Here is a 23,272-nt window from a genome sequence, read left to right on the forward strand (position 1 = left end):
GACGCTAGCGCCCGCCGGGATCAGGTCAAGCTATTGCCCGTACCCCGGCGTTCCGGCGAGCCGCACCGCTTCGCGCGCCGCGGTGAACAGCGCGCCGGCCTTGGCTTCGCATTCGCGCTGTTCATAGGCGGGATCGCTGTCGGCAACGATGCCGGCGCCGGCCTGCACATGCATTTCGCCGTCCTTGACGATCGCGGTGCGCAGCACGATGCAGCTGTCCATATTGCCGTCGGGGGCGAAATAGCCGACGCCGCCGGCATAAGGCCCGCGCGCGTCGGCCTCGAGCTCGGCGATGATCTGGCACGCGCGAACCTTGGGCGCGCCGCTGACCGTGCCTGCGGGAAAGCCCGCGAACAGCGCGTCGATCGCGTCCTTGTCGGGCGCGATGCGGCCGATGACGTTCGACACGATGTGCATGACATGGCTGTAGAATTCGACCGTGTAGCTGTCGGTGACGACGACGCTGCCGCCGACCGCTGCGCGGCCGACGTCGTTGCGGCCGAGGTCGAGCAGCATCAGATGCTCGGCGCGTTCCTTGGGATCGGCGAGCAGGCTCTCGCGGTTCTCGACATCCTCGGCACCGGTGCGGCCGCGCGGACGCGTGCCGGCGATCGGGCGAATGGTGATTTCGCCGTCGCGGACGCGGACGAGGATCTCGGGCGACGAACCGATCAGCGCGAAGCCGGGCAGGTCGAGGAAATAGAGAAAGGGCGAGGGGTTGATCCGCCGGAGCGCGCGATAGAGATCGAACGGCGGCAGGTCGAAGGGGGTCGAGAAACGCTGCGACAGCACGACCTGAAAGATATCGCCCGCGGCGATATAGTCTTTTGCCTTGGCCACCATCGACGCGAACTCGGCGGGCGTCGTCGCGGCGTTCGGGCCGATATCGCCGGGCTGCGCGTCGGTGAGGGCGCGGTCGGCATGGGCGCTGACGCGCGACAGGCGCGCGGCGATGGTCTCCAGCCGGTCCTTTGCCGCGTCGATCATGCGGTCGATCGGCGCGTCCGTGTCGGGCCAGATCGGCGCGATCAGATATAATTCATCGGCGAGGCGGTCGAAAACGAGGATCGTCGTCGGGCGCACGAACACCATGTCGGGCAGGCCGAGGCCGGCACCCGGCGCGCGCGGGATGCGCTCGACAAGGCCGATGGTTTCATAGGCAAAAAAGCCGACGAGCGTTGCGAGCGCCTTGGGCAGCCCTTCGGGGACGTCGAAGCGGCATTCGGCGACGAGATCGCGCAGCGCCTGCAGCGCCGGGGTCGCGAGCGGCTGGAAGGCTTCGCGATCGTGGCGCCAGTCGCGGTTGATCCGCGCCGCGTCGCCGGTGACCTCGAACATCAGGTCGGGGTCGAGGCCGATCAGGCTGTACCGTCCGCGCGTTTCGCCGCTTTCGACCGATTCGAGCACCCAGTCGCCGCGCCCGGGTTCGATCAGCTTGAGTGCTGCCGACACCGGGGTTTCGATATCGGCGATCAGCCGTTGCCAGACGACCGCGCCGCGCCCCTTCGCCAGCGCTTCGAGCGCTGCGGCTTTGCCCTCGAGGCTCACCGACCTTATTCGGCGACCGGCGTGGTGCCGGACAGTTCGCCGCGCAGCTTGGTGACGAGGTCTTTGTTGATTTTTACTCCGACGCGGCGCTTCGCTTCGGCGGCGAGCTGTTCGATCAGCTCGTTGCCGAAAGCCGGCGCGAGCGGCTGGGCGATCGCGGCGACGCGTTGCGGTTCGATCGCCTTCGGATCGGGGCGCTGGACGTCGGTCAGCGCGATGACCATCCAGCCGCGATTGCCGGGGATTTCGAGCGTCTTCACGCTGTTCTTGGCCATCGAGAAGAGCAGGGCGAGTTCGGGCGGGACGGGCTTGCCCCCCGCACCGAGTTCGGCGCGGAGGCCGCCGATCGTCTGCGCGCTGCCGATGTTCGGGCCGGCGGCGGCGACCGCATCGGCGAGGCTCTTGCCGCCCTCGACCGCTTTCACGATCGCACGCGCCTTGTCGCGCGCGACCTTCTGCCCCTCGGCAAAGCGCCATTCGCTGAGCAGATTGCCGCGAATCTGGGCATAGGGCGGCGGCGCTGCGGCGACGATCGTCTTCACCGCATAGACGGCAAATTTCTCGTTCTCGACGAGTGTCGCGATATGGCCTTCGCCTTCGCCGGCGGCCTGGAAGGCCTGTGCGACCAGCGGGGCGAGTTCAGGCGCGGGTGTGAAAGCGGGCTGGCCGGGGGCGCGGCCGCTGGGAAGCAGCGCGGGCGTTTCGACGAGCTGAAGCTTGCGGTCGGCGGCGACTTCTTCGATCGACGCGCCGCCGTTCACAGCGTCCTGGATCGCGTTATAATAGTCGACGATCGCCTCGTTCGCCTTGTTCTTGCCAAGCTCGGTGCGGATTTCGGCGCTGGCGTCGGCGAGGCTGCGGGCCGGACGAACGGTGACTTCGTCGACGCGTGCGACGGTCCAGCCAAGGCCGGTCTGTGTCGGGCCGATCAGATCGCCGCGCTTGGCAGCAAATGCCGTCTTGGCGGCTGCGGCGCTGCTCGTCGCCGCATAGGCCGACTGGGTGAGGTCGCTGGTGGTCGAAGCCGACAGGCCGGCGGCCTGCGCGGCCGTCGCCAGCGGGGTCCCGGCGCGAACCTTGGCGGCGAGGCTGTTTGCCGCGGCCTGGTCGGGGACGATCACCTGCGAGAAGCGGCGCGTTTCGCTTGCGGCAAATTGGGCGGCCTTGTCCTTGTAGACCTTGGCGATTTCGGCGTCGGTGACCGCAGGGACGGGAACGGCGCTGCGATCGAACTGCGCATATTGAATCACGCGGCGTTCGGGGACGGTGAACTTCGCGGTATTTTGCGCGAGATATTTGCGAAGCACGGCGTCGCCGGGGTCGGCCGCCGGTGCGAAGGGGCTGGCGGGAATGAAGGTGGCCTGCCCGCGGCGCTGCTCCATCAAGAGGGCGGCATAGGGCCGGGCCATCCCGAGTCCGATGCGCGGCATCATCGCGATCGGCGCGGCGAGCTGCTCGATCAGCAACTGCTGGCGCAGGTCGCGGCGAAGCTGGGTTTCGGTCATGCCGTTCTGGCGCAGGAAATTCTCGAAGACCTTCTGGTCGAATTTTCCCGACACGCCGGCAAAGGCGGGCAGGTCGGCGATGCGGCCGTCGATCAGGCGTTTGCTGACGCTGAAACCCATTTCGGTTGCGAACTGGTCGAAGGCGAGGCCCTCGACGAGCTGATCGAGCACCTGATCGAGGCCGCCCGATTCGACGAAGGACGCCATCGTCATGCCGGGCTGCTGCTGCCGCGCCTGATTAAAGGCCTGGCGGGCGCGTTCGCGCAATTCGCCGATGCCGATATCTTCGCTGCCCACCTTGGCGACATTGGCGCCGCCGATCCCGCCAAAGCTCGAGTTGCCGGTCACATCGCCAAGCGCAAAGGCAAGCCCGACAAGGACAACGAAGCCGAGCGCGAGAAACTTCCCGATCGTCGAAGAAAACATGGCGCGGATAGCGGTAATCATGGAACGGGCATTCTTTCCGGCAGGGCGCGGGTTAAGCGCGGTTGCGCGCTGCTTTAGGCGGGAGGCGGTGTCGCATCAAGGCTGGAAAGGGGCTTTTCATGTCCATGCAACGCGGCTTGCCTATCGCCCCCGCGCGCCGCTAGGGCACGGGCATCATTCGAACAGCGGGAGAGACAGGGCAATGGCACGGCGCAAATATGTGGTCGGCAACTGGAAAATGAACGGCCTGTCGAACGCCGTAGGCGAGGCGCAGGCCATTTTTTCCGCAGCGGCGGGGCATCCGACGGTCGATGTCGCGCTCTGTCCGCCCTTCACGCTGATCGGCGCCATGGTCGCGGCGGCCCCGGGGGCGGCGGTCGGTGGACAGGATTGCCACAGCGCAACGTCGGGCGCCTTCACCGGATCGGTCGCGGCCCCGATGCTCGCCGATATCGGCGCGCGCGTGGTGATCGTCGGCCATAGCGAGCGGCGCGAAGGTTTTAGCGAGAGCGATGCGGAGGTGCGGGCGAAGGCCGAGGCGGGGCTCGCCGCCGGACTGTCGGTGATCCTGTGTGTGGGTGAGCCGCGCGAGGTCCGCGAATCGGGCGATGCTATCGATTATGTGCTCGCGCAGATCGCGGGATCGGTGCCGGACAGTTTCGATCCGCAGCGACTCGCTATCGCTTACGAGCCGATCTGGGCGATCGGCACCGGTCTCGTGCCCACCGTTGCCGATGTGGCGGCGATGCACGGCGCGATCCGCGGAGCACTGGCCGCGCGCTTCGACGACGCGGCTGGCGATATGCGCATTCTTTACGGCGGGTCGGTTAACGGCGACAACGCAGCCGAACTGCTCGATGCGGGCGACGTCGACGGCGCGCTGGTCGGCGGTGCAAGCCTGACGGCGGCCAAATTCGTGCCGATTGTTTCGGCTGCTGCGGTGTTAGGGTGAGGCTATATATACCTCGTTCGTATCGAGCGAAGTCGAGATGCCCATCGTCAGCGCATGCCTTACCGGTGTCTCGACTTCGCTCGACACGAACGGGATTGGAAGCCTAGTGAAGCAGGCTATGGCTTGAAGCGCAGCGCCTTCGTCTCTATGTGCGCCGCGGGCACGGTTCGTTTGAGGCCGCGCAAGTTCGGGAAAATATGATGTCCAGTCTCTTCACCTTCATCCTCGTCCTGCAAGCGCTCGTCGCTGCGGTGATGATCGGCGTCATTTTGATGCAGAAGTCGGAAGGTGGCGGTCTGGGCGTCGGCGGCAGCCCTGCGGGCCTGCTTTCGGCGCGCGGTGCGGCGGATTTCATGACCCGGGCGACGACGATCCTCGCGACGGCCTTTGTCGCGCTGTCGATCGTCCTTGCAGCCATGGCCTCGGTCGGCCGCAGCGGTTCGACGATCGATACCTCGCTGTCGAAAGCCGCGCAGACGAGCGGCGCAGCGCCGGCCTCGTCCCTCATGGGCCCGGCGCAGGGCGCTCCCGCAAACGGGGCACCGGTTCCGGCGAGCGATGATCCGTTGGCGGCCGCTGCCGCAGCGGCAAGCCAGAACGCCGCACCGGCGCCGGCGCAGGCTCCGCCCGCCAAAAAATAACCGGCGGCTTCGGCCTCCAACTTCATCCCGCCCGGCGGAAATAAATTCCGCCGGATGCGATTCGACGGCTTGCGCCGTCCCCCTCCTGTTGAGTAAGTCTTTCCTCCCATGGCGCGGTTCATTTTTATCACCGGCGGCGTGGTCTCCTCGCTTGGCAAAGGTTTGATGGCGGCTAGCCTCGCGGCTTTGTTGCAAGCGCGTGGCTATCGTGTCCGTATCCGGAAATTCGATCCCTATCTGAATGTCGATCCGGGCACGATGTCGCCCTATCAGCATGGCGAGGTCTATGTGACCGACGACGGGGCCGAAACCGACCTCGACCTGGGCCATTACGAGCGCTTTACCGGCGTTGCCGCGCGGCAGAGCGACAATGTGACCTCGGGCCGCATCTATCGCGACATCATCACCAAGGAACGCCGCGGCGACTATCTGGGCGCGACGGTCCAGGTCATCCCGCACGTCACCGACGAGATCAAGGCGTTCGCACGCGCGCAGACCGACGACCTCGATTTCGTATTGTGCGAGATCGGCGGAACCGTCGGCGATATCGAATCGCTGCCGTTCATCGAGGCGATCCGTCAGCTCAAGAATGAAGTCGGCCGCGAAAACGCGATTTCGGTCCATGTCACGCTGGTGCCGTACATCGCGGCGGCGGGCGAACTGAAGACCAAGCCGACGCAGCACAGCGTGCGCGAACTTGCCTCGCTCGGCGTCCAGCCCGATATCCTTCTCTGCCGCTGCGAAAAACCGCTGCCCGAGAGCGAGCGCGCGAAAATCGCGCAATTCTGCAACGTCCGCAAGGAAGCGGTGATTCCTGCGCTCGACGCCGACAGCATCTATTCGGTCCCGGTCCAATATCATGGGGAGGGGCTGGACAGCGAAGTGCTGCACGCGTTCGGTATCAAGGATGCGCCCGCGCCCGACCTGTCGCGCTGGTACGACATCATGGATCGCAAGCAGCATCCCGAAGGCGAAGTGACGATCGGCGTCGTCGGCAAATATGTATCGCTGCCCGATGCATATAAATCGCTGAACGAGGCGCTGGTTCATGGCGGCATGGCGCACCGGGTGAAGGTCAATATTCGCTGGCTCGACGCCGAAATGTTCGAGCGTGACGAGGATCTGGCCGCCAATCTGGAACCGATGCACGGCATTTTGGTGCCCGGCGGGTTCGGCGAGCGCGGGTCGGAAGGCAAGATTTCGAGCGTGCGGTTCGCGCGTGAGCGTAACGTGCCTTTCTTTGGCATCTGCCTGGGCATGCAGATGGCGTGCGTCGAAGCCGCGCGGAACACGAGCGGGATCGAAGGCGCGTCGAGCACCGAATTCGGCAAGACCGACGAGCCCGTCGTCGGCATGATCACCGAATGGATGAGCGCCGAAGGCCTGCAAAAGCGCGGTGCCGACACCGATCTGGGCGGCACGATGCGGCTCGGCGCCTATGAAGCGAAATTGTCGCCGAACAGCCATGTCGCGAGCATCTATGGCGCGAACGACATCAGCGAACGCCATCGTCACCGGTACGAGGTCAACGGGGCCTATCGCGAGAGCCTGGAGAAGGGCGGACTCGTCTTTTCGGGCATGTCGCCCGACGGCACGCTGCCGGAAATCGTTGAGCGTCCCGACCATCCGTGGTTTATCGGCGTGCAATTCCATCCCGAGCTCAAGTCGAAGCCCTTCGATCCGCATCCCTTGTTTGCGGGTTTCATCGAAGCGGCGGTGAAACAGAGCCGGTTGGTCTGACACGGCACGAAAAGGGATTTAGGGCATGGATCACGCGAGACTCGCCGAGCTGCAAGGCCCTGACAGCATTTTTTCCGGGCTTTCGATCGAAGATTGGGCCCAGATCGCCAGCCGCGCGGTGCAGGTGAATTTCGTCAAGGGCAAGGAATTGCTCGTCCAGGGCGACCCGGGCGACATGATGCTGATCCTGACCGAAGGCACCGCGCGCGTGTCCATGCTGACCTCGGGCGGGCGCGAGATCGTGCTTGCCTATGCCGAACCGGGTGCGGTGCTGGGCGAGATTGCGCTGCTCGACGGCGGCGAGCGCACCGCTTCGGTGACTGCGACGAGCGCCGGGAGTGCGCTGCAACTCGGCCGCAACGCGCTGCGCGATTTCGCCGCGAGCCATCCCGACTTCGCATGGTCGCTGATGCAGCAACTCGCACGGCGGTTGCGCACTGCCGACCAGACGATCGAAAGCGATCGCGCCTACGCCTCCGGCCCGCGTCTTGCGCGCTATCTCAAGCGGCTGATCCGCAAGGATGTCGAGGCGACGCACCGCGTCGAACTGAGCCAGACCGAACTCGGCAATTTTGCCGGCATGAGCCGCGAACATATCAACCGCCAGCTGAGAAGCTGGGAGGAGTCGGGGGTCATTTCGCTTGAGCAAGGGCGGGTGCGGGTGCTCGATACCGACATGCTCGAGGATATCAGCGAAAGCGAGAGCTGAGCGGGCGGCTTATGGAAGCGATAAGGGTCATCGAGGCTTATCGCTGGCAAAGAGGGCTCGGCCATGAGGTCATCGACACACCATATGGCAGGATCGTTGCGAGCGTAGCGCATCCGGATGTTTGGGATGCGAACCATGCCGATGCGATAACGGCAGAGCGCCCGGATGAGATTGAAGCGCTCTTTGCCAGCATGGACCGTCATCTTGCGCACAGCTCGTGGCGTGTGGTTCACACCGATCCTTTCACCCCCGAACCCTTTGCCGCCCGCCTTGCGCTCGACGGATATGTCGAACAGCAGGCGGTCATCCAGATGGTCCTTGACCGGCAACTCCATGCCGCGCCGGGCAGCGATATTGCGCCGATCACCACGGAGGCGGAGTGGGGGGCATTGGCCGCGCTGGTGCGCCGCGATCATGAAGAGGGCGCGCGGACCGGCGGCGTTGTCCTATCAGCCGATGTCACCGATGCTATCGTGGCGGGATATCGCGCAAAGGACGGGCCTTACCGCTTTCATCTCGCGCGCATCGGGGGAGAAGCTGTCGCCTATGGTGCGATGGCGAAAGCCCCATCGGGCGCCGGGATGATCGAGGATCTGTTCACGCTGCCTGCCTATCGGCAGCGGGGAATGGCATCCGCCATGATTGCGCATTTCTCGGCCCTGCTGGAGGCGCAAGGTTGCGTCTGCGTGTTCCTTGGCGCGCTGGTCGGCGAGCAGGCGCGGCACCTGTATGCCAAGCTGGGATTCCGGCCGATCATGTTGACCCGATGCTGGGTTCGCCAACATGTCTAGCTGTTCCTGTTTGCAACGCAGATCGCCCAAACCTTGAATCACAACGCCCGGGCCTCGTTTCCGAGACCCGGGCGCCTGTGACGAACACTCGCCATCCCCCTTTGTTGCAAGCCCGGCGAAAGGCTTGCACTCCCTGGAGCCGGGCCTTTGGGCCGCGTTGAACCAGAAGCTGTGGGGTAGGTCGTAGGGGGTGCTTTGTCACCCTCTCACGGGCATTCGGCCCCGCTTTTGCCGGGCGCTGTGGCCTATGGGCAACATATTTTGCGAATCGCTCGCAGCTGGATGCCCGCGCTGCACCCATTGCCAGCGGTGTCGGCGCTGCGTAAAGCGGCGGGCATGCGTGTCCTTCCCCATGCGCCGCAAAGGCACACCGCCCCATGATCCTGCGTCCCTATGAGCGCACCATCTTCAAACGCTATATGCTTCCGCAGCGCGGCGAAGGGTTCATCTTCGTCGCGGCAGCGTTCAGCTTTATCGCGGTCACGCTGGGCGTTGCGGCGCTGGTGATCGTGATGAGCGTGATGAACGGCGTGCGCGCCGATCTGTTCGACAAGATCGTCGGGTTGAACGGCCATGCGGTGGTGCAGGGCTTCGGCGGCCGCCTCGACGACTGGCAAGGCGTTTTGAAGCAGGCGAAGGCGACCCCGGGGGTCGTGTCGGCGACACCGCTGATCGAACAGCCCCTGCTTGCGACCTTCAACGGCCGCGTCGAGGGCATATTGGTGCGCGGAATGACCGTTCCCGACATCCGCAAGAACGAGACGCTGGGCGGCAAGGTGTTGCAGGGCAGCCTCGATACGCTGACCCCCAATTCGGGCAATGTCGCGATCGGTAGCGAACTAGCGCGCAATATGGGCGCGACGGTGGGATCGAATATCACGATCATCAATCCGGCGGGCCGCTCGACGCCGTTCGGCACCGTGCCGCGCGAGATCAGCTATCGCGTTTCGGCGGTCTTCGAGATCGGCGTCTATGATTTCGACAAGGCGTATGTGGTGATGCCGATGGAGGATGCGCAATTGCTCCTGCTCACCGGCGACCAGATCGGGATGATCGAGGTCAAGGTCACCGACCCCGACAAGGTCGGCGAGATATTGCGGCCGCTCGCCGAAAAGGTGGCGGCGCAGGCGGTGATCTCCGACTGGCGGTCAATGAACGCCAGCCTGTTCGAGGCGCTGTCGATCGAGCGCGTCGCGATGTTCGTGATCCTGTCGCTGATCGTGCTCGTCGCGGCGTTCAACATCGTGTCGTCGCTGATCATGCTGGTGCGCGCCAAAACGCGCGACATGGCGATCCTCCGCACCATGGGCGCGCCGCGCGACGCGGTGATGCGCATCTTCATGGCGATCGGCCTGTCGATCGGGGTTGCGGGGACGCTGATGGGCATGGCCTTCGGTTTCGGGCTGCTCTATTTTCGCGCCGGCGTGTTGCGCGGGGTCGAGTTTCTGACCGGCCAGCCTTTGTGGGACCCCTCGATCCGCTTCCTCACCGAACTGCCGTCGAAGCCCGATCCGTTCGAAATCACCGGGATTGCGGTGATGGCCATCGTCTTCAGCTTCCTCGCGACGCTCTATCCGGCGCTCAAGGCGGCCAATACCGATCCGGTACAGGTGCTGCGTTATGAGTGACATGATCCTCGAGCTTCGCGCGCTCAAGCGCAGCTTCACGCAGGGCGACGTGACGATCGACGTGCTGCGCGGTGTCGATGCGCATCTGAAGCGCGGCGAAATCGTCGCGCTGCTCGGGCCGTCGGGATCGGGCAAGTCGACGATGCTGCAAGCCGTCGGTCTGCTCGAAGGCGGGTTTCAGGGCACGATCCAGATCGACGGCCATGACGTCACCCAATATGATCAGGGCGAACGGACGAAGACGCGGCGCGAAAAGGTCGGCTTCGTCTATCAGTTCCATCACCTGCTCCCCGATTTCAACGCGATCGAGAATGTCGTGCTGCCGCAGTTGATCCGCGGCGCGGGGCAGGCCGAGGCCGAAGAACGCGCCGCCGACCTGCTTGGCCGGCTGGGGCTGGGGGAACGACTGCATCACAAGCCGAGCAAGCTGTCGGGCGGCGAGCAGCAGCGCGTCGCGGTGGCGCGGGCGCTGGCGAACCGGCCCTTGCTGGTGCTCGCCGACGAGCCGACGGGCAATCTCGACGAGGCGACCGCCGACAAGGTGTTCGACCAGTTCGTCAGCCTTGTCCGCGATCATGGCTCGGCGGCGCTGGTCGCGACGCACAACGAACGGCTTGCCGCGCGGATGGACCGCGTGCTGCGCTTGCATGACGGGCGGATCGAGGGGTAGGCTCGCGCGACCAGAAGGGGACGGATTATGGCTTTGTACGATCTTTCGGCGAAACTGCCCGGCGGCGGCGCGCAATCTTTGGCCGATTACCGCGGCAAGGTGCTGCTGATCGTCAACACCGCGTCGAAATGCGGCTTCACCCCGCAATATGAAGGGCTGGAAGAGCTGTACCGCGACTATAAGGATCGCGGGCTCGAGATCCTTGCCTTTCCGTGCAACCAGTTCGGGGCGCAGGAACCCGGCGATGCGGCCGAAATCGCGAACTTCTGTTCGCTGACCTATGATGTCAGTTTCCCGCTGATGGCCAAGATCGACGTCAACGGCGACGATGCCGATCCGATCTTCAAGCATCTGAAGAAGGAAAAGACCGGTCTGCTCGGCAGTGGGATCAAATGGAATTTCACCAAATTCCTCGTCGACCGGAACGGCAAGACGGTGTCGCGCCACGCGCCGACGACGAAGCCCGATCAATTGCGCAAAGAGATCGAGGAACTGCTGGGCTGACCCGTCGCCCCCGCGAAGGCGGGGGCCGCTGGCAACCTTGCACTACGCCGATAGCGGCCCCCGCCTTCGCGGCGGCGACGGGTTTTATAATTGCGTCACTCTTTGCTTCCCCGAATCATCGCACCCGCATAGCGTCATTCGATGGCCTTCAGCCCCTTTGTCCCCCTTCGCGTCTTTTCCAGCTACACGATGCTCGAAGGGGCGATCGAACCGAAAGCGATTGCGAAAGCCGCGCGCGACCGCGGATTTCCGGCGATCGCGATCTGCGATCGCAACGGGCTTTATGGCGCGATGGCGTTCGGCGATGCGTGCAAGGCGGCGGGAGTGCAGCCGGTGGTCGGGGCGCTGCTCAGCGTCGCTCGGCCCGGACAGCGCTTGGCGAACGGCGCGCCGCTGATCGACTGGCTGGCGCTCTATGCGCAGGACGAGACTGGCTACAACAATCTCTGCGCGCTCGTGTCGGACGCGCATCTCGGCCGTCCGGTCGAGCTCGATCCGCACGTGACGCTCGGGTCGCTGGCGGGCAAGACCGACGGGCTGATCTGCCTGACCGGCGGTGGCGAAGGCGCGCTGGCGCGTTTGCTTGCGGGCGAGCAGGTCACCGCTGCGAACGATTATGTCGAACAGCTCGAAGCCTTGTTCGCCGGACGGCTCTACATCGAGCTGTCGCGCCGCAGCGATGACACCGAGGCGGCCGCCGAAAAGGCGTTGATCGAGATGGCCTATACGCGCGCGCTGCCGCTGGTCGCGACCAACCCCGCGAGCTTCGTCGAACCGCAGTTCCATCCCGCGCACGACGCGATGCTGTGCATCGCACAGTCGGCCTATGTCGAAAGCGAGGACCGCCGCGTTTCCAGCCCCGAAGCATGGCTGAAGCCCGCCGAAGCGATGGAGGATGCGTTTTCGGATCTGCCCGAGGCGATGCGCAACAGCCTCGTCATCGCGCAGCGTTGCGCCTTCATGGCGCCGAAGCGCAATCCGATCCTCCCGAGCCTGGCCGGCGACCGCGAAGCCGAAGCCGCGCAGCTTGCGCGCGACGCGCGCGACGGGCTCGATGCCCGGCTGACCCATTATCCCGATCTGTCCGATGAGGAGCGCCAGACCTATATCGACCGCCTCGATTTCGAGGTCGGGGTCATCGTCCAGATGGGTTTCCCCGGTTACTTTCTGATCGTTGCCGACTTCATCAAATGGGCGAAGAATCACGATATTCCGGTGGGTCCGGGGCGTGGTTCGGGTGCGGGTAGCGTCGTTGCCTGGGCGCTGACGATCACCGATCTCGACCCGCTCAAGCTCGGCCTGCTGTTCGAACGCTTCCTCAACCCCGAGCGCGTGTCGATGCCCGACTTCGACATCGATTTCTGCGAAACGCGGCGCGGCGAGGTGATCCGCTATGTGCAGGAGAAATACGGCCGCGATACCGTCGCGCAGATCATCACTTTCGGTAAGCTGAAGGCGCGTGCGGTGCTCAAGGACACCGGGCGCGTGCTCCAGATGAGCTATGGGCAGGTCGACCGGCTGGCCAAGCTGGTGCCGAACCATCCGACCGACCCGTGGACGCTCGAACGCGCGCTGAACGGCGTGGCCGAGCTGATGACCGAGTATAAGCAGGACGACGGGGTGCGCCGCCTGTTCGATATGGCGCGCCAGCTGGAAGGCCTGCCGCGGCACAGTTCGACCCACGCCGCGGGCGTGGTGATCGGCGACCGCCCGCTCGACCAGCTCGTCCCGCTCTATCGCGATCCGCGTTCGGACATGCCGGTGACGCAGTTCGACATGAAATATGTCGAGAGCGCGGGGCTGGTGAAGTTCGACTTTCTCGGGCTCAAGACGCTGTCGGTGCTTCGCGAAACGCGCCGCCTGCTCGCGCTGCGCGGAATCGACGTCGATCTCGACACGCTCGCGTGGGACGATACGGGCGTTTACGAACTGCTCCAGCGCGGCGAGACGGTCGGGGTGTTCCAGCTGGAATCCGAAGGGATGCGGCGCACGCTGTCGGCGGTGAAACCGACCAATTTCGGCGACATCATCGCGCTCGTTGCGCTGTATCGCCCGGGGCCGATGGACAATATTCCGCTGTTCGGCGCGCGCAAGAACGGCCGCGAGGCGATCGCCTATCCGCATCCCTTGCTCGAAGGCATCCTCGCCGAAACCTATGGCATCTTCGTCTATCAGGAACAGGTGATGCAGGCCGCGCAGATCCTGGCGGGCTACAGCCTCGGCGGCGCCGACCTTTTGCGCCGCGCGATGGGCAAGAAGGTCCAGGCCGAGATGGACGCGCAGCGCGACACCTTCGTCAAGGGCTGTGGCGAGCATAACAATATCAACCCGAAGGCCGCGAACGAACTGTTCGACTTGATCGACAAATTTGCGGGCTATGGCTTCAACAAGAGCCACGCGGCCGCCTATGCGCTGCTGTCGTACCAGACGGCTTGGTTGAAGGCGCATTATCCGCACGAATTTTTTGCGGCATCGATGTCGTTCGACAGCCATCAGACCGACAAGCTCTCGATCTTCATCGACGACATGCGCCGGCTCGACATTGCGATCGCGCCCCCGTCGGTCAACGACAGCGAGGCCGACTTTTCGGTCGGACGAAGCGACGATGGGCTCGCGGTTCGTTATGCGCTCGGCGCGCTCAAGGGGGTGGGCGAAAGGGCGATGGAAGCGCTCGCCGTCGAACGCCATGCCAAGGGCGATTTTGGTTCGCTCGACGATTTCGCCAACCGTATCGACCCGAAGCTGCTCAACCGGCGCCAGATCGAAGCGCTGGCGGCCGCGGGAGCGTTCGACTGTATCGAACCCGACCGGCCGCGCGCTTATGCCGGCGCCGAAAGCCTGCTTGCCTGCGCGAACAATTCGGCGCACGAACGATCGACGGGGCAGGGCGGATTGTTCGGCGGCGATGTCGATATCGCGCCCGCGCTGCAACTGGCGGCCGCCGAACCCTGGACGCTTGCCGAGCGGATGACGCGCGAGAAGGAAGCGTTCGGATTCTATTTCTCGGCGCATCCGGTCGAGCAATATGAAGCGATCGTCGTGGCGCGCGGCGCGCGCAGCTATGGCGAGATTTGCGCCAATGTCGAAATGACACCCGGCACACGTATCCCGATGACGATGGCGGGAATGGTCGAAAGCGCACGGCCGCGCGTGTCGCAGCGCGGTAATCGTTTCCTCAACCTGACGCTCTCCGACCGCAGCGGGCAGTTTCAGTCGAGTTGTTTCGACGAACAGGCGGGCAAGATTCTCGAGGCGCTGGCAGTCGATGGCGGCTGTGCGATCCTGGCTGTCGAACTCGACTTGCTGGAGGGCGAAGAGACGCCGCGCGTCACGGTTCGCGGTGCCCAGCCGCTGGCCGATATTGCCGCGACCGCTGCGCTTCAACTGACGTGCCGGGTCGAGGTGCCGGACGCGATTCAAGAGATCGTCCGCTTGCTCGAAAAGCGCGACGATGCGCGCGGAAGGGTCGTGATCGCAACGGCCGATCCTCTGACCGGTGATGATCTTCATGTCGAACTGGGTCGCCGTTTCGCACTCGGCCCCGATACGGTGTCGCGCCTCGAAATGGTGGCGGGGGTGACCGAATCCGCCTTGTCGCTCGTCGCTCCGCGCGAATTCCGGGTGCGGTAGTCGGGACATCATGACGACACGCAAGACCCCGGGCAGTTGCCTTTGCAACATCGCGCAGTTCGAAATATCGGGCGATTTCGATGCGTTTTTCCTGTGTCATTGCTCGCGATGCCGCAAGAACAGCGGATCGGCGCATGGGGCCAATCTGTTCGCCACGAACGCGACGATCGCCTGGCTGTCGGGCGAGGAGAATGTCGCCTCCTACCAATTGCCCGGCACGCGGCACGAGCGCAGTTTCTGCAGGACCTGCGGTTCCGCGCTTCCCGGCGTGCGGATGGGCGGTGCATTGCTCGTCGTTCCGGCGGGGAGCCTTGATGGCCCGGTCGAGATCCGCCCGACCGCCCATATTTGCTGCGCAAGCCGGGCCGATTGGGACACCGATCTGGGCGATATCCCGCATATGGACGGCCTTCCCGGTTGAAATCCGGGCGGTTCGGCCTCGGCACGCTCGGTTTTGCCTTGCGCGCGGTTCGTCTCCGACCTTATTCCTAGAGCGCAACGATAGAATAGAGGATGCTACATGATGGGAATGCAGGGTCAGCCACTGCTGGTGACCAGCCTGATCGACCATGCTGCACGCGAGCACGCGACGCGCGAGATTGTCTCGCGCTGGGCCGACGGTAGCGTCACCCGAACCACCTGGGGTGAAGTCGGACAGGACGCGCGCCGCTTTGCAGCGGCGATGACGAAGCTGGGGATACGCAAAGGCGATCGCATCGCGACGCTGGCGATGAACCACGCCCGCCATCTCGTCAGCTGGTACGGCAGCGCAGGCCTTGGCGGGGTGCTTCACACGGTGAACCCGCGGCTGTTCGACGAGCAGCTCGTTTATATCATCAACCATGCCGAAGACCGCGTGCTGTTGTTCGACGCGATGTTCCTGCCGATCGTCGAACGGTTGCGGAGCCAGCTTCCGACGGTCGAGCATTTCATCCTGTTCGACGCCCCGGCACGCGAAGGCTATCTTTCCTATCGCGACCTGATCGATGCCGAGGACGGCAGTTTCGAATGGGTCCGCCTCGACGAGCGCGATCCGGTCGGGCTTTGCTATACCAGCGGAACGACAGGCAATCCGAAGGGCGTGCTGTATGAGCATCGTTCGAACGTCATCCACGCGATCACCGAGATTCAGCCCGACGTATTTGGCCTGTCGAACCGCAGCGTGATCCTGCCGATCGTGCCGATGTTCCATGCCAACAGCTGGGGCGTGCCTTTCGCGGCGGCGACGGTCGGCGCAAAGCTGGTGTTTTCGGCAACCAACGACGCCCAGGTGCTGTGCGACCTGATGCAGGACGAGGGTGTGACCCACAGCGCCGGGGTGCCGACGGTATGGATTGCGATGTTCGCGCATATGGACGCGACGGGCATCGGTTATGGCAAGCTGGAACGGGTGATCATCGGCGGGTCCGCGGCGCCGCGTGCGATGATCGAGCGGTTCATGAAGGCGGGGATCGCGGTTGGCCACGCATGGGGAATGACCGAAACGAGCCCGATCGGGACGATGGGCAAGCGCCCATGGAACTGGGACGATCTGAGCTTCGACGAACAGGTCGATATCGTGTGCCGTCAGGGCTGCCCGCCATTCGGCGTCGAACTGCGGATTGTCGATGACGAGGACCATGTCCTGCCCCGCGACGGGGTGACGAGCGGACGGCTGCAATGCCGCGGGCCGTGGATCATTCAGCGCTATTTCAAGGCCGATGAAGATGCGGCCGATGCCGACGGCTGGTTCGACACCGGCGACGTCGCGGTGCTGCACCCCGACGGGGTCATGCAGATCACCGACCGCGCGAAGGATGTCATCAAGTCGGGCGGCGAATGGATCAGTTCGATCGAGCTCGAAAACGCCGCGGTGGGTGCGCCGGGTGTGCAGGAGGCCGCTGCGGTCGGCGTCTATCACCCCAAATGGGACGAGCGGCCGATCCTGTTGATCGTCAAAAAGCCGGGGGCCGAGGCAAGCGAGGCGGCGATCGTCGATTATCTGAAGGACAAGGTCGCCAAATGGTGGCTGCCCGACGAGATCGTCTTTGTCGATGAGCTGCCGCATACCGCCACCGGCAAGATTTTGAAGCGCCAGATCCGCGACGATTACAAGAATTACAAGCTGAAGTCGCTGGTGGGGGCGTAAGACGAAGGTCGCCCCCGCGAAGGCGGGGGCCGCTAGCCGCGGAGATCAGGCGTTGAGGCCTTCAAACAGATCAATCCATTCGGGGTTGGCTTCCGAAACCAGCCTTAGCTTCCAAACGCGATTCCATTTTTTCAAAGCCTTCTCGCGGATGATTGCTTCGTTGATCCGGTCAAATGGCTCGGCATAAACCAAAAGCACCAAGCCCCATTTCTTGCAAAATTCAGAGCCGGTTCCGGACCGGTGTGCGAATATTCGGGCAGGGAGATCGGCCGTTACGCCAACGTAGAGAATACCCACCGGTTTGTTGGTCATGATGTAGACATAGGCTTGCCTCATCGAGGTCGCTCCATGCTGCCAGCGGCCCCCGCCTTCGCGGGGGCGACGGATATGGCTGTTAGAACAGTTCCATCTGCCCGTCGCGTTCGGGCGGGCGGAACAGGTCGCTGCGGAGCGGCGGGAAGCGTCTATCCATGCCATGTTCGCGCGCGGCGCGCGTCACGCGTTGACGGATCAGCTGTGGCCAGACGCCTTGCCCCTTCATGCGCGTGTGAAAATTGGGGTCGTTGTCGCGGCCGCCGCGGATGTCCTGCACCATGTGCATCACCTTGTCGGCGCGGTCGGGATAATGCGCGGCGAGCCAGGCGCGGAACAGCGGCGCGACTTCATGGGGCAGGCGCATCAGGATGTAGGACGCACGAATCGCGCCGGATGCCGCGGCGGCGGCGATGATCGCCTCGATCTCGTGATCGGTGATCGCGGGGATGATCGGCGAGATATTGACCTGCGTCGGCACGCCGGCATCGATCAGCTTGCGGATCGCGGCGAGCCGCCGGCGCGGGTGCGGGGCGCGCGGTTCGAGCGTGCGCGCGACGTGCGGGTCGAGCGTCGTCACCGAAACCGCGACACCGACCAGATTGTCGCGCGCCATATCGGCGAGCAGGTCGATATCGCGCAGCAGCCGGTCGGACTTGGTCGTGATGATCAGCGGGTGCCGCGTTTCGGCGAGAACCTCGACGATCGAACGGGTGATGCCCCATTCGCGCTCGATCGGCTGGTAACCGTCGGTGTTGGTGCCGATCGCGAGCGGCGCGACCCTATAGTTGCGTTTGGCGAGTTCGATGCGGAGCAGCTTTGCCGCATCGGGTTTGGCGAACAACCGGCTTTCGAAATCGAGCCCCGGCGACAGGTCGTGAAAGGCGTGGGTCGGGCGCGCAAAGCAATAGATGCAGCCATGCTCGCAGCCGCGATAGGGATTGATCGAGCGGTCGAAACCGATGTCGGGCGATGTGTTGCGCGAGATGATCGTCTTGGGGTGCTCGACCGTGACGGTGGTGCGGAGTCGCGGCGCTTCGCCATCGATCTCTTCCGCGGCGTCGAGCCAGTCGCCGTCTGCGACGCGCTCGGCCGATCCGGTGCGTGTTGGTCGCAAATTGGTCGGGGCACCGCGGCCCGCGATCGGGGGGAGGGGTTTGCTTGATTCCACCGACGGAAGATATCGCACCGATAGGAACAAATAAAGAACAAATGGGCTATTCGATGAGCCGCGGCATCAATTCGACGAAGTTGCAGGGCTTGTGCCGGCTGTCGAGCTGGGTCGACAAAATGCCTTCCCACGCGTCGGTAACCGCGCCGGTCGAGCCGGGGAGCGCGAAGATATAGGTGCCGCGCGCAACGACCGCGCAGGCGCGCGACTGGATCGTCGAGGTGCCGATCGTCTGATAGCTGAGCCAGCGGAACAGTTCGCCGAAGCCGGGAATGTCCTTGCCGTCGAGCCGGTGCAGCGCCTCGGGCGTCACGTCGCGGCCCGTCAGTCCGGTGCCGCCGGTGGTGATGACGACGTCGACGTCCGGATCGTCGATCCAGTTATGGAGGCGCGAGACGATGAGGTCGGTCTCGTCGCGAATGATCGCGCGCGCGGCAAGGATATGGCCCGCCGAGGTCAGCAAGCTTTCGAGTTTGTCGCCCGACCGGTCCTCCGCGGCGCTGCGGCTGTCCGAGATCGTCAATATGGCGATGCGGACGGGTTTGAAAACGAGGCTCTCGTCAATCGGCATTCGCGTTCCGGTCAGTCGGCGTTGCCGATGCCGCCCGCATAGCTCAGGCGGGTGCGATCCTTGCCGTCGGGAAAGCGCGGCCATTTGCCTTGCGCCAGCGCGGCGCGGCTGACCGAGGGCTTGCCCTGCTGCGCTTCGTACATCCAGTAATTGCGCAGCACGATGCCGACATAGCCGCGCGTTTCCCAATAGGGGATCGATTCCATATAGAGCAGCGGATCACCATTATCGCGGATTTCGGACTGCCAGCGCGCGACGGGTGCGGGGCCGGCGTTGTAGGCAGCGATCACCTTGGGCAGCTGGCCGCCGGTCGACGGATCGCGGCTCAGATATTGCAGATAGCTCTGGCCCATATCCATGTTCACCGCGGGGATGCGCAGATCGCCCGTGCCGCTGTCGCCGCGCCAGCGCGCGACATCGCGCGCGGTGCCGGGGCGTACCTGCATCAGGCCGAACGCCCCCGCAGGGCTGACGACGGTGCGCTGGAAGCGCGATTCCTGCAGCGTGTGGGCGAAGACCAGCGCCGGATCGACCTTCCACCCGCCATTGGGTTCCCACTTGGGCTGCGGATAGCGTGTTTGCGCGGCGGGTTTCCGGCCTTGCGGTGTGTTATGGGCAAGGTAGAGCTGCGTTTCGGGGAGGCTCAATGCTCCGGCAATGGCAAGCAATTGCTCATGCTGCCGCGTGTCGCCGATCAGCGCCTGATGGCGCAATGTCGCATCGGCATATTTGTCCTCGCCAATTTCGGACAGGGCCATCGCGATACGGACGTTCGGCAGGTCCTCCAGCGCGCGCCAGGCGCTGCGGTCGGCGCGGACATTTTCGCGCTGGCTGTTCGTCTCGACGCCCAGCGTTTCGGCCGCGAGCAGGCCGTAGAAGGTTTCTTCGTTGGCGGCGGCAGCGCGCAGGCGTGGCTGGACCGATGCGGGTTCGCCCGCGGCGATCGCCGCGCGTGCGGCCCAATAATAGGCGGCCGCGCGCATTTCGCTGTCGGGGGCTTCCTTGGAAACACGGTCGAACGCGGTCAGCGCGGTGCGATAATCGCGGGTGCGCCAAGCGGCGAGGCCCTTGACCCACGCGCCCTGCGTCGACCATGCGCCCTGGCCGGTGGTGCAGTCACTGGCCAGACGCAGCGCATTGGCATCGTCATTTTCGATATAATAGGACCAGGCGACTTTCTGCCGCCATTCGTTGCGCGCCTCGGGCGTCAAGCGGTCCGCAACGGCGTTGAGCAACGCCTCGGCGCCTGCGGGATCGTCGTTCTTGATGCGCTCGGGGATCGTGCGGGCAAGGGTCGCCGCGACGGGATCGCTGCTCACGGCATCGGCGGACAGGCGGCGCGGGGCGCTGCCGGCCCATGCAAGGCGCGCCTGAAAGGGAAGCGTCGGCAGATCGGTCGCACCGCGCCGCGTCGCCAGCCGCCCGAGTTGTTCGGCCTGCGGCAGGAAAGGCGAGCGCGAGAGGATCGGCATGATGTCGGAAATTTCGGCGCGCGGGCTGTTTGCGGCCGTGAGCAGTTCGGCGCGCAGGAAGTCGGTGAGCGGGCCGTTGTCGGCGCCGTCGAGCAACCCCTTGGCATCGGCCCAACGCTGGCTGCGGATCGCCGTGAGGACCTGCGTGTAAAGCTGCTTCTGCTTCGACGACAATATGTCGGGTACCGTTTGCGGCGCGGACACGAGGTCGCGATTGCCTGCATCGGCAGCGAAGGCCGGTGCGGAGCTCAAGGAGATCGCCAGAACGGCGCATGAAATAAGGGTTTTGGTCATATTCTGCATCCGTCAACGTCCCCGGTTGAACAGTTTCAGGCTATCCCAGGCTGCCGCCTTCTGCGCGGGCCTGGCCAGTAGCATCGCGGGATGGGCGACCGCTACGGCCTCCACCTTGCCGCCATCTTGGTTAATATTTAGTAACTTTCCGCGGGCATCGGGCAGGGCCAGGCTGGCAGCCATGCGAACGATGTCACTGCCAATCAGCAGCAGCCGGGCTGGTTTGGCCAGTCGCAGGTGATGCCAGAGCAGCCGGTCGAGCTCGGCGGCGTCCGGACCGTCGCAGCGTCCGCCCGCAGGGCGCGTCACCGCGAGGCTGGCGACATAGCAATCGCTGCGCGCCATGCCGATCGCCTGCAGCATCGCGTCGAGCAACTTGCCCGCCGGGCCGGAGAAAAGCGTGCCGTCGCGCTGATCGTCGATTTCGGGCCAGGCCGTGAGCAGCATCAACGGCGCGCCTGCGTCGCCGACAGGGAGAACGCGACGTGCGTCCCACTGGCTGCCGGGTACATCGTGGCTTACCGCGAGCCATTTCTGGAATTCGCTCCAATCGTCGGGAAAGACGACGGGGCCCTTTGCTTCGACGACGTCCGGCGCTTCCTGACGCTGGAGCGCAGCGGGAAGCGGAGGCAGTTCGGGTTCGGCGTGAACCACGCGTTTCTGTTTCGGCGCGGCAGCGTCATTTGCGGGTGGCGCGACCAGCCAGCCCGCGGGTTGTTCGCCGACGAGCGCGTCGACCCCCGCCAGCGACCACCAGTCGCAAGTGCTTTCCGCCAGCAACGCTGAATATGACCCACCCATCGATTTACACCAAACAGGTGGTTGACGGACCCGTCAATTGGCGGGCATCGCATTTCGTGACAGAATGAGCGCGGGACACGATGAATGATCCCGCGCGGGGACGGCAGAAAGGTATTTGCGGTGAGCGAACGGGAATCGATGCCCTATGATGTGGTCATCGTCGGTGCGGGGCCGGCGGGGCTCTCGGCGGCTATCCGCCTTAAACAATTGGCGAATGAAGCGGGCAGCGAGCTGTCGGTGTGCATTCTTGAAAAGGGATCCGAAGTCGGTGCGCACATCCTTTCGGGGGCGGTGATCGATCCCAGGTCGCTCGACGAATTGCTTCCCGAATGGCGCGAGCAAGGCTGCCCGCTGGCCGAAGTGCCGGTGAACGACAACCAGCATTGGGTGCTGACGAAAACCAAGAAGTTCGGTCTACCGGAATTTATCTCGCCGGGCTTCATGCACAACAAGGGCACCTATACCGGCAGCCTCGGCAATCTGTGCCGCTGGCTCGCCGAGCAGGCCGAAGGGCTGGGGGTCGAAATTTTCCCCGGATTCCCGGCGGCGGAAATCCTGTACAACGAGGATGGTTCGGTCAAGGGCGTCGCCACGGGCGACATGGGCGTCGCGCGCGACGGCAGCCACAAGGGCGATTACGCCCCCGGCCTCGAGCTCCATGCGAAATACACCTTCTTTGCCGAAGGCGTGCGTGGACATCTCACCAAGATGATCAAGCCGCAGTTCGCTCTCGACGCCGATTGCGAGCCGCAGGTCTATGGTCTCGGCGTCAAGGAGCTCTGGGATGTCAAGTCCGAGAACCATGCCGAGGGCCGCGTGATCCATACGCAGGGCTGGCCGCTCGACGAAAACGCCAATGGCGGCGGCTTTCTCTATCATCAGGCGAACGGGCAGGTTGCGCTCGGTTTCGTGACCTGGCTCAACTATCGCAACCCCCACATCTCTCCGTTCCAGGAGATGCAGAAGTGGAAGACGCACCCCGAGATCGCCAAGATCCTCAAGGGCGGCAAGCGCGTTTCCTATGGCGCGCGCGCGATCAGCGACGGCGGCTTGCAGTCGGTGCCCAAGCTGGCTTTCCCGGGCGGCGTCTTGATCGGCGATACGGCGGGCTTCCTGAACGTCCCGCGTATCAAGGGCACGCATACAGCGATGAAATCGGGCATGATGGCGGCCGAAGCGGCGTTCGCCGCCGTGACCACGGGCCGGTCGAGCGACACGCTCGATGCCTATCAGGCCGCCTTCGACGACAGCTGGGTAAAGAAGGAACTCAGCGTCGTTCGTAACGTCCTGCCGCTGGTCGAGAAATATGGCGATCTGGCGGGCACAATCCTGTCGGGCATCACGATGTGGCTCGAAACGCTGAAGATCAAAGTCCCCTTCACGATGAAGCATCATCCGGACAATGAGAGCCTGTACCGGGCCGACATCATGCCGAAACCCGACTATCCCAAGCCCGACGGCGTGCTGACGTTCGACCGCCTCTCGTCGGTGTTTGTTTCGAATACGAACCATGAGGAAGACCAGCCGGTCCATCTGCAACTCAAGGACCCGTCGATACCGGTCGCGTACAACCTGCCGCTCTATGACGAGCCTGCGCAGCGCTATTGCCCGGCGGGGGTCTATGAAATCGTTGGCGAGGCCGAGGGCGATCCGAAATTCGTGATCAACGCGCAGAATTGCGTCCACTGCAAAACCTGCGACATCAAGGACCCGACCCAGAATATCAACTGGGTTACGCCCGAAGGCGGCGGAGGCCCCAATTACCCGAACATGTAAGCC

Annotated in this window: 19 protein-coding genes; 12 read left to right on the forward strand and 7 right to left on the reverse strand. The window is 64.4% G+C overall.

Annotated features, from left to right (window positions below):
* Positions 1 to 30: 30 nt before the first annotated feature.
* Positions 31 to 1,548, reverse strand: a complete 1,518-nt coding sequence (gene trpE / locus AC07NV_RS21195) for an anthranilate synthase component I (RefSeq protein ID WP_495168367.1) — start codon at positions 1,546 to 1,548, stop codon at positions 31 to 33.
* A 5-nt stretch (positions 1,549 to 1,553) separates the two neighbouring features.
* Positions 1,554 to 3,479 (reverse strand): SurA N-terminal domain-containing protein, encoded by a 1,926-nt coding sequence (locus AC07NV_RS21200; protein ID WP_495168368.1) that lies wholly within the window; start codon positions 3,477 to 3,479, stop codon positions 1,554 to 1,556.
* A 202-nt stretch (positions 3,480 to 3,681) separates the two neighbouring features.
* Between AC07NV_RS21200 and tpiA the strand changes: the two genes are divergently transcribed.
* The 11 genes from tpiA (at position 3,682) to AC07NV_RS21255 (ending at position 16,872) form a co-directional block, all read left to right on the forward strand.
* A complete protein-coding gene (gene tpiA, locus AC07NV_RS21205; RefSeq protein ID WP_495168369.1) occupies positions 3,682 to 4,431 on the forward strand; it encodes a triose-phosphate isomerase in 750 nt (249 codons plus the stop codon).
* Positions 4,432 to 4,628: 197 nt separating this feature from the next.
* The gene (gene secG, locus AC07NV_RS21210) at positions 4,629 to 5,072 is read left to right on the forward strand and encodes a preprotein translocase subunit SecG (protein ID WP_495168370.1); all 444 of its coding nucleotides are present in this window, start codon (positions 4,629 to 4,631) and stop codon (positions 5,070 to 5,072) included.
* Between the two features lie 108 nt (positions 5,073 to 5,180).
* Positions 5,181 to 6,812, forward strand: a complete 1,632-nt coding sequence (gene pyrG / locus AC07NV_RS21215; RefSeq protein WP_495168371.1) for a CTP synthase — start codon at positions 5,181 to 5,183, stop codon at positions 6,810 to 6,812.
* Between the two features lie 25 nt (positions 6,813 to 6,837).
* Entirely contained in the window at positions 6,838 to 7,521 is a 684-nt protein-coding gene (locus tag AC07NV_RS21220) for a Crp/Fnr family transcriptional regulator (RefSeq protein WP_495168372.1), read from the forward strand.
* Between the two features lie 191 nt (positions 7,522 to 7,712).
* Positions 7,713 to 8,312, forward strand: a complete 600-nt coding sequence (locus tag AC07NV_RS21225) for a GNAT family N-acetyltransferase (protein ID WP_495168373.1) — start codon at positions 7,713 to 7,715, stop codon at positions 8,310 to 8,312.
* Between the two features lie 377 nt (positions 8,313 to 8,689).
* Positions 8,690 to 9,940: a lipoprotein-releasing ABC transporter permease subunit gene (locus tag AC07NV_RS21230; protein ID WP_495168374.1), complete on the forward strand. Its 1,251-nt coding sequence runs from the start codon at positions 8,690 to 8,692 to the stop codon at positions 9,938 to 9,940.
* A complete protein-coding gene (locus AC07NV_RS21235) occupies positions 9,933 to 10,610 on the forward strand; it encodes an ABC transporter ATP-binding protein (RefSeq protein WP_495168375.1) in 678 nt (225 codons plus the stop codon). Before AC07NV_RS21230 ends, AC07NV_RS21235 begins: the two co-directional genes overlap by 8 nt.
* Positions 10,611 to 10,637: 27 nt before the next feature.
* Positions 10,638 to 11,114: a glutathione peroxidase gene (locus AC07NV_RS21240; protein ID WP_495168376.1), complete on the forward strand. Its 477-nt coding sequence runs from the start codon at positions 10,638 to 10,640 to the stop codon at positions 11,112 to 11,114.
* A 141-nt stretch (positions 11,115 to 11,255) separates the two neighbouring features.
* Positions 11,256 to 14,744, forward strand: coding sequence for a DNA polymerase III subunit alpha (gene dnaE / locus AC07NV_RS21245; protein WP_495168377.1), 3,489 nt, complete (start codon positions 11,256 to 11,258; stop codon positions 14,742 to 14,744).
* Positions 14,745 to 14,754: 10 nt separating this feature from the next.
* Positions 14,755 to 15,165 (forward strand): GFA family protein, encoded by a 411-nt coding sequence (locus AC07NV_RS21250; RefSeq protein ID WP_495168378.1) that lies wholly within the window; start codon positions 14,755 to 14,757, stop codon positions 15,163 to 15,165.
* Between the two features lie 102 nt (positions 15,166 to 15,267).
* Positions 15,268 to 16,872, forward strand: coding sequence for a long-chain fatty acid--CoA ligase (locus tag AC07NV_RS21255; protein WP_495168512.1), 1,605 nt, complete (start codon positions 15,268 to 15,270; stop codon positions 16,870 to 16,872).
* 45 nt (positions 16,873 to 16,917) lie between these two features.
* On the opposite strand, the gene AC07NV_RS21260 is transcribed toward AC07NV_RS21255, so the two are convergent.
* From AC07NV_RS21260 to AC07NV_RS21280, 5 genes are read right to left on the reverse strand one after another with little or no spacing between them, the layout of a single operon-like run.
* Positions 16,918 to 17,208, reverse strand: a complete 291-nt coding sequence (locus tag AC07NV_RS21260; protein ID WP_495168379.1) for a GIY-YIG nuclease family protein — start codon at positions 17,206 to 17,208, stop codon at positions 16,918 to 16,920.
* Positions 17,209 to 17,266: 58 nt separating this feature from the next.
* The gene (locus AC07NV_RS21265) at positions 17,267 to 18,355 is read right to left on the reverse strand and encodes a PA0069 family radical SAM protein (protein ID WP_495168380.1); all 1,089 of its coding nucleotides are present in this window, start codon (positions 18,353 to 18,355) and stop codon (positions 17,267 to 17,269) included.
* Between the two features lie 46 nt (positions 18,356 to 18,401).
* Positions 18,402 to 18,926 carry a molybdenum cofactor biosynthesis protein B gene (gene moaB / locus AC07NV_RS21270; protein ID WP_495168381.1) on the reverse strand — a complete coding sequence of 175 codons (525 nt, stop codon included), beginning with the start codon at positions 18,924 to 18,926 and terminating at the stop codon, positions 18,402 to 18,404.
* 11 nt (positions 18,927 to 18,937) lie between these two features.
* Positions 18,938 to 20,692, reverse strand: coding sequence for a lytic transglycosylase domain-containing protein (locus AC07NV_RS21275; RefSeq protein ID WP_495168382.1), 1,755 nt, complete (start codon positions 20,690 to 20,692; stop codon positions 18,938 to 18,940).
* Between the two features lie 12 nt (positions 20,693 to 20,704).
* The gene (locus AC07NV_RS21280; protein ID WP_495168383.1) at positions 20,705 to 21,493 is read right to left on the reverse strand and encodes a uracil-DNA glycosylase; all 789 of its coding nucleotides are present in this window, start codon (positions 21,491 to 21,493) and stop codon (positions 20,705 to 20,707) included.
* Between the two features lie 120 nt (positions 21,494 to 21,613).
* Between AC07NV_RS21280 and AC07NV_RS21285 the strand changes: the two genes are divergently transcribed.
* Positions 21,614 to 23,269: an electron transfer flavoprotein-ubiquinone oxidoreductase gene (locus AC07NV_RS21285; protein WP_495168384.1), complete on the forward strand. Its 1,656-nt coding sequence runs from the start codon at positions 21,614 to 21,616 to the stop codon at positions 23,267 to 23,269.
* The last annotated feature ends 3 nt before the right edge of the window (positions 23,270 to 23,272 follow it).

This window comes from Sphingopyxis sp. GW821-FHT10B01 (assembly GCF_059415685.1).

Excerpts from the sequence above, each read along its gene's own strand:
- AC07NV_RS21200 (WP_495168368.1), bottom strand. The coding sequence starts at position 3,479 with ATGTTTTCTTCGACGATCGGGAAGTTTCTCGCGCTCGGCTTCGTTGTC.
- tpiA (WP_495168369.1), top strand. The coding sequence starts at position 3,682 with ATGGCACGGCGCAAATATGTGGTCGGCAACTGGAAAATGAACGGCCTG.
- secG (WP_495168370.1), top strand. The coding sequence starts at position 4,629 with ATGATGTCCAGTCTCTTCACCTTCATCCTCGTCCTGCAAGCGCTCGTC.
- pyrG (WP_495168371.1), top strand. The coding sequence starts at position 5,181 with ATGGCGCGGTTCATTTTTATCACCGGCGGCGTGGTCTCCTCGCTTGGC.
- AC07NV_RS21220 (WP_495168372.1), top strand. The coding sequence starts at position 6,838 with ATGGATCACGCGAGACTCGCCGAGCTGCAAGGCCCTGACAGCATTTTT.
- AC07NV_RS21225 (WP_495168373.1), top strand. The coding sequence starts at position 7,713 with ATGGACCGTCATCTTGCGCACAGCTCGTGGCGTGTGGTTCACACCGAT.
- AC07NV_RS21230 (WP_495168374.1), top strand. The coding sequence starts at position 8,690 with ATGATCCTGCGTCCCTATGAGCGCACCATCTTCAAACGCTATATGCTT.
- AC07NV_RS21235 (WP_495168375.1), top strand. The coding sequence starts at position 9,933 with ATGAGTGACATGATCCTCGAGCTTCGCGCGCTCAAGCGCAGCTTCACG.
- AC07NV_RS21240 (WP_495168376.1), top strand. The coding sequence starts at position 10,638 with ATGGCTTTGTACGATCTTTCGGCGAAACTGCCCGGCGGCGGCGCGCAA.
- dnaE (WP_495168377.1), top strand. The coding sequence starts at position 11,256 with ATGGCCTTCAGCCCCTTTGTCCCCCTTCGCGTCTTTTCCAGCTACACG.
- AC07NV_RS21250 (WP_495168378.1), top strand. The coding sequence starts at position 14,755 with ATGACGACACGCAAGACCCCGGGCAGTTGCCTTTGCAACATCGCGCAG.
- AC07NV_RS21255 (WP_495168512.1), top strand. The coding sequence starts at position 15,268 with ATGGGAATGCAGGGTCAGCCACTGCTGGTGACCAGCCTGATCGACCAT.
- AC07NV_RS21260 (WP_495168379.1), bottom strand. The coding sequence starts at position 17,208 with ATGAGGCAAGCCTATGTCTACATCATGACCAACAAACCGGTGGGTATT.
- moaB (WP_495168381.1), bottom strand. The coding sequence starts at position 18,926 with ATGCCGATTGACGAGAGCCTCGTTTTCAAACCCGTCCGCATCGCCATA.
- AC07NV_RS21275 (WP_495168382.1), bottom strand. The coding sequence starts at position 20,692 with ATGACCAAAACCCTTATTTCATGCGCCGTTCTGGCGATCTCCTTGAGC.
- AC07NV_RS21280 (WP_495168383.1), bottom strand. The coding sequence starts at position 21,493 with ATGGGTGGGTCATATTCAGCGTTGCTGGCGGAAAGCACTTGCGACTGG.